At 53.7% G+C, this 15,335-nt stretch carries 12 protein-coding genes; 7 read left to right on the forward strand and 5 right to left on the reverse strand.

Annotated features, from left to right (window positions below; all coding sequences use genetic code 11):
• Positions 1-36: 36 nt before the first annotated feature.
• Positions 37-417 (forward strand): hypothetical protein, encoded by a 381-nt coding sequence (locus AC58P5_RS23580; protein ID WP_497390951.1) that lies wholly within the window; start codon positions 37-39, stop codon positions 415-417.
• 125 nt (positions 418-542) lie between these two features.
• Here the strand turns inward: AC58P5_RS23580 and AC58P5_RS23585 are convergent, their stop codons facing one another.
• Positions 543-746: a hypothetical protein gene (locus AC58P5_RS23585; RefSeq protein WP_497390953.1), complete on the reverse strand. Its 204-nt coding sequence runs from the start codon at positions 744-746 to the stop codon at positions 543-545.
• 183 nt (positions 747-929) lie between these two features.
• Between AC58P5_RS23585 and ligD the strand changes: the two genes are divergently transcribed.
• Together ligD and AC58P5_RS23595 are read left to right on the forward strand one after the other, a co-directional pair.
• Entirely contained in the window at positions 930-1,823 is an 894-nt protein-coding gene (gene ligD, locus AC58P5_RS23590; protein ID WP_497390955.1) for a non-homologous end-joining DNA ligase, read from the forward strand.
• Between the two features lie 203 nt (positions 1,824-2,026).
• Positions 2,027-2,434, forward strand: a complete 408-nt coding sequence (locus tag AC58P5_RS23595; protein WP_497390957.1) for a hypothetical protein — start codon at positions 2,027-2,029, stop codon at positions 2,432-2,434.
• Between the two features lie 78 nt (positions 2,435-2,512).
• Here the strand turns inward: AC58P5_RS23595 and cls are convergent, their stop codons facing one another.
• Positions 2,513-3,943, reverse strand: a complete 1,431-nt coding sequence (gene cls / locus AC58P5_RS23600; RefSeq protein WP_497390959.1) for a cardiolipin synthase — start codon at positions 3,941-3,943, stop codon at positions 2,513-2,515.
• A 203-nt stretch (positions 3,944-4,146) separates the two neighbouring features.
• Here cls and AC58P5_RS23605 point away from each other — a divergent pair, with 203 nt between their 5' ends.
• The gene (locus AC58P5_RS23605) at positions 4,147-4,893 is read left to right on the forward strand and encodes an HAD family hydrolase (RefSeq protein WP_497390961.1); all 747 of its coding nucleotides are present in this window, start codon (positions 4,147-4,149) and stop codon (positions 4,891-4,893) included.
• Between the two features lie 42 nt (positions 4,894-4,935).
• Here AC58P5_RS23605 and AC58P5_RS23610 read toward each other — a convergent pair whose 3' ends face one another.
• From AC58P5_RS23610 to AC58P5_RS23620, 3 genes are all read right to left on the reverse strand, one after another.
• Positions 4,936-6,420, reverse strand: a complete 1,485-nt coding sequence (locus AC58P5_RS23610) for a glutamate synthase subunit beta (protein WP_497390963.1) — start codon at positions 6,418-6,420, stop codon at positions 4,936-4,938.
• Between the two features lie 43 nt (positions 6,421-6,463).
• Positions 6,464-11,053, reverse strand: a complete 4,590-nt coding sequence (gene gltB / locus AC58P5_RS23615; protein ID WP_497390965.1) for a glutamate synthase large subunit — start codon at positions 11,051-11,053, stop codon at positions 6,464-6,466.
• 383 nt (positions 11,054-11,436) lie between these two features.
• Positions 11,437-12,066 (reverse strand): YdcF family protein, encoded by a 630-nt coding sequence (locus AC58P5_RS23620; RefSeq protein ID WP_497390967.1) that lies wholly within the window; start codon positions 12,064-12,066, stop codon positions 11,437-11,439.
• 250 nt (positions 12,067-12,316) lie between these two features.
• On the opposite strand from AC58P5_RS23620, the gene AC58P5_RS23625 reads away from it, so the two are divergent.
• The 3 genes from AC58P5_RS23625 to AC58P5_RS23635 all read left to right on the forward strand — a co-directional run bounded on the left by AC58P5_RS23625 (position 12,317) and on the right by AC58P5_RS23635 (position 15,335).
• Positions 12,317-12,895 carry a thymidine kinase gene (locus AC58P5_RS23625; protein ID WP_497390969.1) on the forward strand — a complete coding sequence of 193 codons (579 nt, stop codon included), beginning with the start codon at positions 12,317-12,319 and terminating at the stop codon, positions 12,893-12,895.
• A 106-nt stretch (positions 12,896-13,001) separates the two neighbouring features.
• A complete protein-coding gene (locus tag AC58P5_RS23630) occupies positions 13,002-14,102 on the forward strand; it encodes an MGDG synthase family glycosyltransferase (RefSeq protein WP_497390971.1) in 1,101 nt (366 codons plus the stop codon).
• Between the two features lie 249 nt (positions 14,103-14,351).
• Positions 14,352-15,335, forward strand: a complete 984-nt coding sequence (locus AC58P5_RS23635; RefSeq protein WP_497390973.1) for a peptidoglycan DD-metalloendopeptidase family protein — start codon at positions 14,352-14,354, stop codon at positions 15,333-15,335.

Genomic DNA, 15,335 nt, shown 5'->3' on the forward strand with positions numbered 1-15,335 from the left:
AGTTTGTTAGTATACTGTAACCAGAGGTGATGCTGAATGATTGACATGCATTATATATACGATCTTGAGGCAGAGATGGATATAATGAAGCTTGTAGATAATTATAATGAAATAAAATCAATCCTGCAGCAGTACCCTCAGGAACAATGGTCATATGAAATGATTTTAGCATATGCAAGGGCACTGAATTATCTGCAAGATTATTCCGACCAGACCAATCCATTTGAGCAAGCATATGGGCTGCTACAAACTGTTTCTGATACGGGAATTACGGACGCTGAATGGCATTTAATAATGGCTTCTGTTAGTTTTAATCTACAACTTTACGCTGAGGCAGTAAAACATGCTGAACAAGCAAATACGATCATAGCTGGCTGTGCTGATGATATGCTTGAGCTATACTCACAATATTACTAGTAGAAGGCTTCTGAAATAACGTTCTTGTTCAACTTCGCCCCAACCTATGTTTTCATCGAAAAGAGACCGGAATTAAGAGAGATACGCTAACGGGGAACGTTAGTTCAATTAGTTCAATGCACCGCTCAACATGAGCGGTGTTTATTTTTGACGAAAATCAAAAGCACACAATGGTTAGACTGATCGCACCGTCCGTTCATTAAAACAGTGGTGCAGTTGGCGGAACGGGTGGTGACTCCGTCCCACTTAAACTGCGCAATCCATTCCTCGCCCGAAGGCGCCTGATCCGTGGAAACCGGCTCGAATGGAACAACCGGTGGTAGATTCATGTAAGGGTGCCTCGCTTCCGGTACTTTTTACCCTCCATTATTGCCAAAAGCTCTCCGCGGAATCCCGCTTCTGGCCTTGTTCTTTGCGATCTCCGGAAAGACGCCGCTCTTGCAAAGAATAGACCGCCTCTTTTTCGTCCACAATGGGTATAAATGCTTGTACGTCCGGAAGGAGTGCGCGGGATGCCCACAGGGTACAAGAAGACCAAAGGCACGATCATAGTCGAGGGGCAGGAACTGACGATTACCAACCCCGAAAAGCCCCTCTGGCCCGAGGCGGGAATTACGAAGCTCGATTTCCTCCAAAAGCTGATTGAGCTGTCCCCCTATTTGCTGCGCTATTGCCGGGACCGGCATCTGACGACGATCCGTTTCCCTCACGGCATTCACGACAAATCGTTTTACCAGAAAAACACCCCGGAGCCCGTTCCGGATTTCGTGAATCTCGCTCCGCTAGACGGCATTCGGTATGTGAACTTGGATTCGCTTCCGACGCTGATCTGGCTCGGCAACCTCGCCTGCCTGGAATTTCATCCTTCGTTTCACCGCATCGGGGAGACGCTGCCGGCCGAGTGGCTCATAGACATCGACCCCAGCCTGGAAGTCGAACCGCGGATTATGGAAGCCGCTCACTTGATCGGAGAGGTGCTGGATTCCCTCCATATCCAGTCCGTGCCCAAAACGTCCGGAGCGACCGGCGTACAAATCTACGTCCCCATCCAGCACGGGTACACCTTCGAGCAGCTTCGCAAAATCGGCTATTTTATCGGGTCCTTCGTCGTCAAAAAATATCCGAAGCTGTTTACGATCGAGCGCTTGAAAAAGAACCGCGGCGATCTCATCTACTTCGATTACCTGCAGCACTGGTACGGCAAAACGCTGTCCGCTCCCTATACGCCGCGGGCTAAAATGCCCGGCACCGTCTCCACCCCGCTTCTGTGGAAAGAAGTCGAGCAGCGCTCTGATCCGAGGGATTTTACCCTGCATATTATCGTCGATCGAATCAAGCGGATGGGAGACCTGATCGAGAAGGTGCCTCCGCAGAACCTGGATGCCGTTCTTTCTCATCTGGAATAGCGCGGCGGTCCGTCTGGACCGAGTTAGACCTCTCTCTGTTTGGCGGGAGGTCTTTTTGGCATGAATGTAGAATTTCCAAACTTTCTTTTCCAATGGCTGCGATTATGAGGTAAAATAATAACATACATTAACTGCTAATTATGGATTTCGACAATAGTGTTTTATTGATTTAAACAACCTTTAATATGGAGGCGATGGCTGCCATGAACTTTAAAGAGGCACTAAAGGGCAGAACGTTCATGCTGTTTGGCTTGTTCTTTTCGCTGCTGATATTGACTAGAATGTTCCCTCTGCTTGATGCCGATCAACCTACCTTTTGGCCCACCATAATCTTCGTTATATGCATTCTGATGAACATGTCATGCAGCATTTATTTATCCCCCTTCCTTAAAAAACCGGATGAACGGATGAAAGCGATCCGGTCTAAAGCTTTTTTCTATTCCTATTTCGCCACTCTGATTTATATGGCTGCGGCTGCGGTTCTTGTTCTAATGGAAATGACTCCGATTCCCGTTCCCCTGATTTTCTTGAACCTGGTCGCTTTTGCGGGCCTGACTCCCAACCTCCTCCTGATTCTGTTATCCAAATTGCCTGTAAAGCTCTCGTCGTAATGCCCAATCTCCATACACACCAAAAAAGCCACGCTTCACTTTTAAGTGAAACAGGGCTTTTTACATGTGCCTTGCCTCTTAGAACAAAGGCGACAGCAATCTTCCCAGCACTTCTTTGCCGCGCTGGAAGCGGGAGCGTTTTTCGAACTCCGACAGGATGATGCGCTTGCTGTTTTTTAGGTCCTCCAGGAAATCATGCTCCAGCCGCTCGATCGATTCTTTGTCGTACAGGATGGCATTCAGCTCGAAATTACTGTAAAAGCTGCGCATATCCATATTGGCGGTCCCCACGGTGGCGAACAAATCGTCAATGATGGTGACTTTCGCATGGACGAATCCGGGCTGGTACTGATAGAACCTCACTCCCGTCTGCATGAGCTCATGAATATAGGACAGGGAAGCGTAATGGACAATCCAGGAATCGGGAATTTGCGGAAAAATGATTTTCACATCCACGCCGCTTATGGCCGCCGTTTTAAGCCCCATCATCAGACTGGCATCGGGGATAAAGTAAGGGGTCGTAATATAGATTCGCTTCTTTGCCGTCGTAATTCCGCCGAAATAGGATTCCAGAATCGAGTCCCAATGGGCATCGGGCCCGCTCGCCACGATTTGAACGGGTTTCTGGCCAATACACGTGTGTTCCGGAAAAAAATTCGTATCCACCAGCTTCTGGCGGCAAACAAATTCCCAATCGGACAGGAAGGTACTCTGCAAATAGTACACCGAATCCCCTACCAGCTTCAGATGTGTATCCCTCCAAAACCCGAGGACCGGATGCTTCCCGAGGTATTCGTCCCCTATGTTGATGCCGCCTACGAAACCGACCGTCCCGTCCACCACAATAATTTTGCGGTGATTGCGGTAGTTCATCCGTTTATCGAAAAAAGCGATAAAGGCCGGAAGAAAACAGTAGGTATCGATTCCGGCTTCGACCAATTCGCGTATATACGAGGAGGCAAGCTTGTAGCTGCCGATTCCGTCATAAATGACGCGCACTTTAACGCCCTCGCGCGCTTTGCGGATAAGCAGTTCCTGAAATTTTTTACCGGTGTCGTCGTGCCGCACGATATAAAATTCAAAATGAATATGGTGCTTCGCATTCTCCATCGCCTCGAACATAGCCTCGTAAGCCGCCTCTGCGTTGGTCAGCACCTCCACCTCGTTGTTACGGGTGATCGGCGAGCTGGGAATGTTGCTCAGCAGCCCGAACAGCCGCGGTTCTTTGACAATGCTGGGGACGGGATAATCCCGGCCTTTTTTCGTGTTCTCCAGCTCCCGGCGCATTTCCCGCTGCATTTCCCCGAGCACCCGCCGGTTTTTACGTCTTACGTTGCGCCGCTGCGAGTATTCTTTGGCCAGAAAATAGTACATAATAAATCCGATGACCGGCAGGATAAACAATATCATCAGCCAGGCGACCGTCTTGGTCGGGTTGCGGAATTCCACCACCACGATCGTGACGATTTGGAAAATAAATAACAGCAGCGCAATGACAACCCACAGCATTGGCCGGTTCTCCCCCTTCTCTATTCCATGACCGGCCCTTGCCGGCCGGGATTGCCGTATCTTTAGGTTTTACGTACTCTTAATCCACTATTCGGACCCTATAAACATAAGCCGATCACGTTGCCTTGTAAAGCTGGGTTATCTAATCCGGACATGGTATAATAATCGTTAAACCTATCTACAGAGACCAGGAGAGAAGGCACATGAGACAAACCATTTTGTTCGATCTGGATGACACCCTCATTCACTGCAACAAATATTTTAATGTCGTGATTCAGCAGTTCGTGGATACGATGCTGACCTGGTTCGCCGGTCATCGCCTTACGGATGAAGACATTAAACACAAACAGCTTGAAATAGATTTGGCGGGTGTGGAAATCCATGGTTTCAAAGCGGAACGTTTTCCGCAGTCATTTATCGAAACGTATCATTTTTACTCCGATTTTTACGCCAGAACTCCTCAGAAAGAAGAAGAAAAGTGGCTTTATCAGCTCGGCAACAGCGTTTACGAACATTCGATCGAACCGTATCCGATGATGGACACGACTCTTCAGTCCCTGACGGATCAGGGGCATGAGCTGTACCTGTACACGGGCGGCGACGCAACGATCCAGATGCGCAAGATCCAGGAAGCCGGGCTTCACCGCTACTTCGGTGAACGGATTTTCGTAGCGCTGCACAAAACCCGCGAATTTATGGAAACTCTTATTCATACCCAGCAATTCGAGCGCGCACGCACCTGGATGATCGGCAACTCCGTACGGACCGACGTCCTCCCTGCCATCGAGGCGGGAATCAATGCCATACACATTCCGGCCCAGCTGGAGTGGAAATATAACATCGTCGATATTACCGCAACGCCGCAAGGCGCCTTCTTCACGCTGCCTTCCCTGACGGAAGTTCCGCAGGTCATATCCGACTACAGCGGCAAACAGGCCGTTAACCTGTAAACGCAAAAAAAGGAGCCGAATGGCTCCTTTTTTTATTTTTCCTTACGGAAGGTTCGAACTGCCCATCAGGAAACGGTCCACTTCGCGTGCCGCTTCCCGTCCTTCGTTAATGGCCCAGACGACAAGGCTCTGTCCGCGGCGTACGTCACCTGCGGCGAAGATGCCTTCCACGTTCGTTTTGTACTTGCCGTACTGTGCTTTCGCATTCGAACGCACGTCTCTTTCAATGCCAAGCCGGTCAAGCAAATTCTGCTCGGGTCCCGCAAATCCCATTGCCAGGAAAACGAGCTGAGCCGGGTAAACCTTCTCGCTGCCTTCCACTTCCTCAGGCACGAGACGGCCTTGGTCATCGCTTCTCCAGCGGACTTTGACGGTTTTGAGCCCCGTTAGGTTGCCGTTCTCGTCGCCGACAAAGTTTTCGCTCAGCGTCAGGTACTCACGCGGATCTTTGCCGTGGACGGCTTTCGCTTCCTCGTGACCATACTCCAGCTTGTAAACCTTCGGCCATTCCGGCCAAGGGTTGCTCACCGCACGTGTTTCCGGCGGCTTCTCGCGGTATTGGAACTGCACAACGCTTTTCGCTTTGTGGCGCACAGCGGTCGCAACGCAGTCGGTACCGGTATCGCCGCCGCCGATGACGATCACGTCTTTGCCTTCGGCATTGATGTACTCGCCGTCGGCCAGGTTGGAATCGAGCAGACTCTTGGTGTTCTTATACAGGAACTCCATCGCCGGGTAGATGCCTTTAAGCTCGCGTCCTTTAATATCCAGTTCACGGGGACGTGTAGCGCCGATAGCCAGAATAACGGCATCGAACTCGTCCTTCAGCTGATCGACCGGCACATTTTTGCCGATTTCCGCATTTGTGACGAAGTTAACGCCTTCCGCCGCCAGCAGGTCAACCCGGCGCTGCACGAGATGCTTCTCGAGCTTCATGTTCGGGATGCCGTAGGTCAGCAGTCCGCCGATCCGGTCGTCACGCTCGTAAACGGTCACGGTGTGACCCGCTTTGTTGAGCTGCGCCGCCGCCGCGAGTCCGGTCGGACCGGAGCCGATGACGGCGACTTTCTTGCCCGTACGCGTTTTCGGCGGTTCCGGTACGATCCAGCCTTCTTCGAAACCGCGGTCAACGATCGTTTTTTCGATGTCCTTGATCGTAACCGGAGAATCGATCAGCCCCACCGTACATGAGCCTTCGCATGGAGCGGGACAGACCCGGCCGGTGAATTCCGGGAAGTTGTTCGTCTTGTGGAGCCGGTCAAGGGCTTCGCGCCATTGACCGCGGTAGACGAGGTCATTCCATTCCGGAATGAGGTTGTTTACCGGACACCCCGTCGTTGATCCGGCAATAATTTTGCCTGTATGACAATACGGAATGCCGCAGTCCATACAGCGTGCTCCCTGAACCTGCAGTTTCTCTTCGGAATTTTTATTGTAAAATTCCTTCCAGTCCTGAATCCGCTGCAGAGGGGCGCGCTCGGTGGGCAGCTCGCGTTGAAACTCGATAAATCCGGTAGGTTTTCCCATTGCGCTTCCTCCATCGTTTAGAATCTGTCCTGCTCGTTATGAATTAGTTGCCGCCGACACGGGCCAGATCGCGCGTGTTTTCTTCGAACGCCTTCATAACGGCATCCTGCTGGCTCAGTCCGGATCTCTTCATCCGCTCGATAGCATCGAACATCCGTTTATAATCCTTCGGAATGACTTTCACGAATTTCCAGATATATTCATCCCAACGGCTCAGCACGCGGTGTGCGATCGAGCTGTCGGTAAAGGTTGCATGATGCTGAATCATCAGCTTCAGTTCGTTGATTTCATAGCTTTCTTCTACCTGCTCCAGCGACACCATTTCGGTGTTGCAGCGGCTGGCCATCGTACCGTCCTCGTCGAGAACGTAAGCTACGCCGCCGGACATACCTGCCGCGAAGTTGCGGCCGGTCTTGCCGAGGATGACGACGCGTCCGCCGGTCATATACTCGCAGCCGTGGTCGCCCACGCCTTCGACAACGACGCGCACGCCGGAGTTGCGGACAGCGAAGCGTTCGCCCGCGATACCGCGGATGTACGCTTCCCCGTCGGTAGCGCCGTAGAAGCCCACGTTGCCGATGACGATGTTGTCTTCCGGCACGAACGTCGATTCGCTCGGCGGGAAGATGACGATTTTACCGCCGGACAATCCCTTGCCGACGTAATCGTTGGCGTCGCCTTCCAGCGACAGCGTCACGCCCTTCGGCACGAATGCGCCGAAGCTTTGACCTGCGGAGCCGTTGAAATGCAGGCGGATCGTGTCGTGCGGGAGCCCCTTCGCGCCGTAACGGCGGGTCACTTCGCTGCCGAGAATCGTGCCAACAACACGGTTCGTGTTGTTGATCGGCAGCTCGATGCGGACGTGATCCTGGTACTCCAGCGCCGGCTTGCAGAGCGGAAGAATCTCGCGCATGTCGAGCGATTTCTCCAGGCCGTGATCCTGCTGCATCTGGTTGTAGCGGCCGACCTCTTCCGGCATCTCCGGCTGGTGAAGCAGCGGGCTCAGATCGAGGCCTTCGAGCTTCCAGTGGCCCGCTTCTTCTTCCTGGGCCAGGAATTCGGTACGGCCGATCATCTCTTCCAGCGTGCGGAAGCCGAGTTCCGCCATCGTTTCGCGGACATCCTGCGCGATGAAGTGCATGAAGTTCACGACATGCTCCGGCTCGCCCATGAAATGCTTGCGAAGCTCCGGATTCTGCGTCGCTACGCCGACCGGACACGTGTCGAGGTGACACACGCGCATCATGATGCAGCCCAGCGAGATGAGCGGAGCCGTGGAGAAGCCGTATTCCTCGGCTCCCAGCAGCGCTGCGACGATCACGTCGCGGCCGGTCATCATTTTGCCGTCGGATTCCAGCACGACGCGGCTTCTCAGGTTATTCAGGATGAGCGTCTGGTGAGCTTCGGCCAGGCCCAGCTCCCAAGGAAGTCCCGCGTGGCGGATACTCGTCTGCGGCGAAGCGCCCGTACCGCCGTCGTAGCCGCTGATCAGGATAACGTCCGCCTTGCCCTTGGCCACGCCGGCCGCGATCGTGCCGACACCGACTTCGGAAACGAGCTTCACGCTGATGCGGGCCTGAGGGTTTGCATTCTTGAGATCGTGGATCAGTTCCGCCAGATCCTCGATGGAATAGATGTCATGGTGCGGAGGCGGGGAAATCAAGCCGACGCCGGCCGTCGTTCCGCGCACTTCCGCTACCCAAGGATATACTTTCTTGCCCGGCAGCTGCCCGCCTTCTCCCGGCTTGGCGCCTTGGGCCATCTTGATTTGAATCTCGTCGGCATTGACGAGGTAATTGCTCGTTACGCCGAACCGGCCGGAAGCTACCTGCTTGATGGAGCTTCTGCGCAGATCGCCGTTCTCATCGGGCGTGAAGCGGTTCGGATGCTCCCCGCCTTCGCCGGTGTTGCTGCGGCCGCCGATACGGTTCATGGCGATGGCGAGCGCTTCGTGCGCTTCCTTGCTGATGGAACCGAAAGACATGGCGCCGGTCTTGAACCGCTTGAAGATCGCTTCGATCGGCTCGACTTCCGACACCGGAACCGGCGAGCGGTCCGATTTCAGCTTCAGCAGGCCGCGCAGCGAAGCCGCTTTCTTGGACTCACGATTGATGAGCTCGGCGAATTTTTTGTACATGGAATAGTCATTGTTCCGCACCGCGGTCTGCAGCGAGTGAATCGTTTCCGGCGTGAACACGTGATCCTCGCCGTCCTGACGCCACTGCAGTTCGCCGCCGGCATCCAGAACGCGGTCGCGTCCGTCACGCGGAGAATAAGCCCGCTGATGGCGCTGCAGCGTCTCCTGAGCCACTCCGTCGAGGCCGATGCCTTCGACAGGCGTATAGGTCCAGGTGAAGTACCGGTCCACGAATTCCTGGCTGAGGCCGACCGCTTCGAAAATCTGCGCGCCCCGGTAACTCTGGATGGTCGAAATCCCCATTTTCGCAAGGACTTTGACAACCCCTTTGGTTGAGGCCTTGATATAGTTATAGGAAGCTTTCTCTTCCGTGATATCTCTCATTTGACCGCTGCCGATCATATCTTTAAGCGTCTCGAAAGCGAGATACGGGTTGATCGCGCCCGCTCCATAGCCCAGCAACAGAGCGAAATGATGCACTTCGCGCGGTTCGCCGGACTCGACGATCAGGCTTGCTTTGGTTCGGGTTCCCTGACGGATCAGATGATGATGCAGGCCGGCAACGGCCAGCAGGGCCGGAATGGCCGCCTGTTCCCCGTCCATGCCTCTATCCGAGAGGATCAGGAAGGTAGCTCCGTCCGCAATCGCTTCATCGGCAGCCGTATAGAGCTCTTCCATCGCCCGCTCAAGCCCTTGGCTTCCCGACGATGCCTGGAAGATCGTCTTGAGAATGACGGATTTAAAGCCTTCACGCTTGATGTAACGCAGCTTCGCCAGTTCCTCGTTGGAAATGATCGGAGTCGGAATACGGATCTGACGGCAGCTCTCCGCTTCCGGACGGATCAGGTTGCGCTCCGGACCGATCGTCGTTTCCTGCGCCGTGACGATTTCCTCGAAATTGGAGTCGATCGGCGGGTTCGTTACTTGAGCGAACAGCTGCTTGAAGTAGCTGTAAAGAAGCTGCGGGCGTTCCGACAGAACGGCCAGAGGCGCGTCGTAGCCCATGGAACCGATCGGATCGACGCCGGTTTTGGCCATCGGCTCCAAGAACTTGCGGAGGTATTCGAAGGTGTATCCGAATGCCTGCTGGCGCTGAACGAGCAGGTCGTGAGCCGGCTGCGGCTCGGAAGCGGCTTCCGGCAGTTCCCCGATGGAAACGAGATGCTTCTTGAGCCATTCCTGGTAAGGCTGCTCGTTAATGATCTGTCCTTTGATCTCTTCATCGGTCAGAATGCGCCCCGCCACCGTATCGACGACAAGCATGCGCCCCGGCTGCAGGCGTTCTTTGCGTGCAATGCGCTCCGGCTCGATGCTGAGCACGCCGACTTCGGACGATAGGACGATGAGATCGTCATGCGTGATGTAATAACGGGCCGGGCGCAGACCGTTGCGGTCAAGCAGGGCGCCGATAATGCGGCCGTCCGTGAAAGAAATCGCGGCAGGACCGTCCCACGGCTCCATCAGGGTGCTGTGGTATTCGTAGAAGGCGCGTTTTGCCGGATCCATCGTTTCGTGCTTGGACCACGGCTCCGGTACCATCATCATGGCCGCGTGCGGCAAAGAACGTCCGGAAAGCGTAAGGAATTCGAGCGTGTTATCGAGAATTTGAGAATCGGAACCGTCGGTATCGACAATCGGGAGCAGACTTGGGAAATTTTCACCGAACAAATCAGTTTGGATCATTGCTTGGCGGGCGTGCATCCAGTTAACGTTACCCCTCAGGGTATTGATTTCACCGTTGTGGATGACGTAGCGGTAAGGGTGGGCGCGTTCCCAGCTTGGAAAAGTGTTGGTACTGAAACGGGAGTGAACGAGGGCCATAGCCGTCTCGAAGGACGGATCTTGCAGTTCCGTGTAATAAGCGTCTACCTGCTCGGGCGTGAGCATGCCTTTGTATACGATGGTTCGGCTGGATAAGCTGGGGAAGTAAAGCTGTGCGTTATCCAGAGCGCGGGTTTCATTCTCGATCCGTTTGCGGATGACATACAGTTTGCGTTCGAAGTTCAGTTCGTCCTGGATATCTCCGCTGCGGGCGATGAACAACTGACGCACGAAAGGCTCGGAAGCTTTGGCCGATTCGCCGAGGGTGGCGTTGTCGGTAGGCACCGTTCTCCAGCCCAGGAACTGCTGGCCTTCTTCCTTGATAATCCGCTCCGCGATGCGCTCGCACTGCTGTCTGGCTTCCAGCTCCTGCGGGAGGAAAGCCATGCCGACCCCGTAAGTTCCGGCTTCCGGCAGAGAAATGTTTTCCTCGGAGCAAACCTTGGTCAGAAAACCGTGCGGAATCTGCAGCAGGATACCGGCTCCGTCACCCGTATTGGCTTCGCTGCCTTGGCCGCCCCGGTGGTCCAGATTGCAAAGTACATTCAACGCCTGCCCGACGATTTCGTGGGAAGGCCTGCCTTTTATATTCGCAACAAAACCAATCCCGCAGGCATCATGCTCGAACCGCGGATCGTACAAACCTTGTTTGGAAGGGGAAGCGTTTCTGTTCATGATTGTGCAACCTTTCCTCTTGTTTATTTGGGTACAGCATCGTTTCCATGCCTGCATTAAAGGGGTGAAGTCCGGAAATACGCGCGTAACTTGCCAAATTCGCCTGTATTTGCCCAAAAACCGAATCTTTTAGCGATTCGCCTCGATATTTTTCTATTATATTAACATTAGACTTTCTAGAGTGCAATTTAAAAAAAGGTTATGGGTTGAAAAAAAATTTTGATGGGAAACACTGGACAGGGCTTGAAACTCAGAGATTCCGCGGAAAAATTTCGATTTTTACGAATCTACAAATCTACCATTTAATGTTAGTTTACAATATTTTCAAATCCGAAAGTTAACATGGACTTACCCTTAAAATGTTTGTGTTTGGACAAGGAGATTTAGCCGATCCCTATCGTCTTTAACAGGCGTTCGCCCATAAAATAAGTAATTCCGGCGCATTCGCGCAGCGTATAATAGTAGATCGCCACCGGTTTGATCCGGACCGGCTCAGCCGTTACGTTCATGTTTAGACTCTTTGCCATAAGCAGGGACCGGTAGGTATGAAAGCCGTGCGTCACGATAATCGCCGTCTCCCACTTCTCCCTCTCCATGATCTTGCGGCTGTTGTCCAGATTCTCTATCGTGGAAGTAGATTCATCCTCCAGAAAGACCGCCGATTCTGGGATGCCTTTGCCGACAAGGTAGCTTCGCATTACACTGGCCTCCGTCGGTTCGCTTGTCGTCGTTCCGCCCGTTGCGATAATGTTCTTGGCCAGCCCGCCGCGGTAGGCTTCGACCGCGATATCCAGCCGCTCTTTCATCGCGTTGCTGGGCTTTCCGTTCCAGACGGCCGCACCCAGAACAATGATCGCGTCACTCTCGGTACCGCGGGAATTCTCTCCCACATAATGAATCCATCCGCTCATTCCTACTATATATAATAGAATAGCTCCCATGCAGAACATGGCGCCGTACAACCGTCTTTTCCACCGTTTGCTCTTCCGTCTGCCTTCCCGTACGGCCTTCATTCCGCCTTCATCCTGCCTCTCTTTTCCGGTACCGCTCCGCTGAACGGAGGCCCGCCCGTCCCGAGCGGCCGTGTCTTTATTGTTCTATCATAACTTGCCGCAAGGAAGTTATCTACACAAAAAGACAGGTTTTTCCACTTTCCTCCAGCGCTTGGATCCGGCTTCCATCCATGCCCTTTTTTCTGACGCATAAAACATGCTATGATAGCATATACCTGATGGTTTATTGGTAACAGAGAGGACGACACCTGTGGCTAAATTATATTTCCGGTACGGAACCATGAACAGCGGCAAATCCATTGAAGTGCTCCGCACTGTTCACAACTACGAAGAACAGGGTAAGAAAGTATTACTCTTCACCCCCTCGGTGGATGACCGGAGCGGAGTCGGCACCGTCGCCTCCCGCATCGGCATGCAGAAAAGCGCCATCGTTATTCAAGACGGGGTAAATATGAAAGAACTGGCGGCCAAAGAACGGCCGAACTGCATTTTGATCGACGAAGCTCAGTTTCTGAATGCCGGACAGATCCAGCAGCTTGCCGAAATCGCGGACGACCTTAATATACCGGTTATCGCCTACGGGCTGCGGGCGGATTTTATGGGTCAGCTTTTCGAAGGCAGCGCCAGCTTGTTCGCCATCGCCGATAAAATCGAGGAAATCAAAACCGTGTGCTGGTATTGCGATAAAAAAGCTACGATGAACATGCGCTGCAAGGATGGCGTTCCTATTTTTCACGGGGAGCAAATCCAGATCGGCGGCAACGAGAGCTACATTCCCGTCTGCCGGAAATGCTACACAGATAAGAAAAGAGAGGCGGAGCAACGCTGACCTCCGAATACAGAATGCCCGATCCGGTGCCAGACTTCCATCCAGAATTCAGAGCCTGCACGCGCGCTTCCCGGCTATTTTGTCGATTAAGGAAAGGTGAGGTTTCTTGAGAAAAAAACGAATTCTGCTCCTTTCGGAAGGATTCGGATCCGGACATACCCAGGCGGCTCACGCATTAGCGTCCGCTCTGCGCAGCACGAATCCCGGGCTGATCATCCGCGTGCTGGAACTCGGTGCGTTTCTTCATCCGACGATAGCACCCTGGATCTTTACAGCTTATCGCAAAACAGTCGTTTCCCAGCCGAAGCTGTACGGGAAGCTTTACCGCTCCCAGTCGAAAAAGCCGCTGAACTGTTTTTTACAGCTTGCCCTGCACCGGATTTTCTACCGGAAGGCGGAAGCCGTGATCGAACAGCTGCGGCCGGATATTATCATCTGTACCCATCCTTTTCCGAACCTGATCGTGTCGCGCCTGAAAAAACAGCATGGGCTTAATATCCCGCTCTGCACGCTGCTGACGGACTATGATGCCCACGGATCGTGGATCAACGAGGAAGTGGACAGGTATTTCGTCTCGGCTCCCGACGTCAAACGCAGACTTGTGGCGAAAGGCGTTTCCTCCCGCAGAATTAAAGTGACGGGCCTGCCCGTTCACCCGAGCATCAGCGAGCAGTATTCGGTCGATGAGATTTACCTGGAGTTCGGACTCCGGGATATGCCGACCGTGATGCTGATGGGCGGCGGCTGGGGGCTGCTCGACGAGAAGCTGCTGAAGCGCATCGTACAGTGGCGCGACCGCGTCCAGCTGCTTTTCTGCCTCGGCACGAACGAGAAGGCGCGCCAGCAGCTTCAGTCGAACGACCTGTACCGGCATCCGAACATCCATTTGTTCGGGTACACCCGGGAGATCGGCAAGCTCATGGAGGTGTCCGACCTCCTGATCACCAAGCCGGGCGGTATGACCTGCACGGAGGCCATGATCAAAGGCGTGCCGATGCTCTTCTATAATCCGATTCCGGGCCAGGAGGAAGAGAACTGCCACTACTTCACGGAGCACGGCTACGGGGAAGAATTGACTTCTCTGAGCGAGCTGGACGGCTATTTTACCCGTTTTATGGAAAAAAGGCGCGATAAAAACACCCGCAAAGGCAGCGGCCGGCGTCTGTCCAGCCTGTTTGCCAAAAGCGTCATGCAGTTGCTCCGCTGACGCACTTCTATCCTGGACTTCACACTATACTCACATCATATGAAAGAGCCATGTCTTCTCCTTCAGAAGGGGAGGGCAGGGGCTCTTTTTCGTTTATCCTCAATTTTTTTCAGATTCTGTTTTTAGCGTAAGAACAGGCATTTCAGCCTCTTTGCCCGTTATTTGTCCGAATTTATGCGGCATGTACGCCAAAAGTCCTGAATACAATTCGGTAGGGGTTCGGTTTCGCGCGAAAGGAAGGTTCATCGCATGAAGACCAAAGAGGACAAGAAAGAACTGACGCTCATGTTCATCCCCGGCGCCGACAAGCGGGTCGTCCGTTTCAGGGTTCCCCGCATCAGCCTGTATGCCGTTCCATCCGCCGCCGCCCTTGTCATCCTAGGCTTCTCCCTGACCGTCTACGTACAGAACACCAGCCACCGGAGCACGACGGAGCAGCTTACCGAAACGTTTAGCGGTCAGGAAAAACAGCTTAACGAACAGTTGATGCTGAAAGATTCGGAGCTAGAAAAGCTGCAGATCGAACTGATCGATTTATCGAAACAGGCCGAGCAATTCAAAAGCAAGCTGGAGGAAATCCGCAAGCTGGAGAACAAGATAAGTCCGGGCACTGCGGTTTCTTCCGGAAAAAGCACCGCTCTCCCGCCTTCGCCCGCTTCCGATGTCGGCGGCACGGAAGTACCGGTCGGCGCCCGCGAGATGAATGAACTGGCGGCGCAAACGCGGTCCAGCCTCTCCGGAATGATCGGCGATATCGACGGTCTGCTTGTCCAGTTGACGGAGAGCGAGCGCAAGCTGCAGGAAGCGCGCCGGCTGAAACGAATCACCCCCACCATCTGGCCGGCGGATTCCCGCACGGTCACCTCGGGTTTCGGGGTGAGGCAGGATCCTTTCACCGGACGGCCTAATGCGCACACCGGTCTCGACATCGACGGCGAGCTGAACGATCCCGTCTATGCCGCTGCCGACGGCACGGTCACTGCCGCCGGATACGATTCCCAGCACGGGAATCACATCCTCATCGATCATACGAGAGGCATCGAGACCGAATACCTCCATCTGAACAAAATGGAGGTACAGACAGGCAGCACCGTCCGGAAAGGGCAAATTATCGGACGCATCGGAACGACCGGGCGAAGCACCGGGACTCATCTGCATTACGAAGTCCACAAAAACGGCACGAAAATCAACCCCTCTCCTTACCTCATTTCCGATCGAAAGGATGATAACTGA

Source organism: Paenibacillus sp. JT31N7 (genome assembly GCF_059692095.1).

Bases quoted from the DNA above. Each gene is read 5' to 3' on its own strand.
- AC58P5_RS23635 (WP_497390973.1), top strand. From the start codon at position 14,352: ATGAAGACCAAAGAGGACAAGAAAGAACTGACGCTCATGTTCATCCCC.
- AC58P5_RS23595 (WP_497390957.1), top strand. From the start codon at position 2,027: ATGAACTTTAAAGAGGCACTAAAGGGCAGAACGTTCATGCTGTTTGGC.
- AC58P5_RS23605 (WP_497390961.1), top strand. From the start codon at position 4,147: ATGAGACAAACCATTTTGTTCGATCTGGATGACACCCTCATTCACTGC.
- ligD (WP_497390955.1), top strand. From the start codon at position 930: ATGCCCACAGGGTACAAGAAGACCAAAGGCACGATCATAGTCGAGGGG.
- gltB (WP_497390965.1), bottom strand. From the start codon at position 11,053: ATGAACAGAAACGCTTCCCCTTCCAAACAAGGTTTGTACGATCCGCGG.
- AC58P5_RS23620 (WP_497390967.1), bottom strand. From the start codon at position 12,066: ATGAAGGCCGTACGGGAAGGCAGACGGAAGAGCAAACGGTGGAAAAGA.
- AC58P5_RS23585 (WP_497390953.1), bottom strand. From the start codon at position 746: ATGAATCTACCACCGGTTGTTCCATTCGAGCCGGTTTCCACGGATCAG.
- cls (WP_497390959.1), bottom strand. From the start codon at position 3,943: ATGCTGTGGGTTGTCATTGCGCTGCTGTTATTTATTTTCCAAATCGTC.
- AC58P5_RS23580 (WP_497390951.1), top strand. From the start codon at position 37: ATGATTGACATGCATTATATATACGATCTTGAGGCAGAGATGGATATA.
- AC58P5_RS23610 (WP_497390963.1), bottom strand. From the start codon at position 6,420: ATGGGAAAACCTACCGGATTTATCGAGTTTCAACGCGAGCTGCCCACC.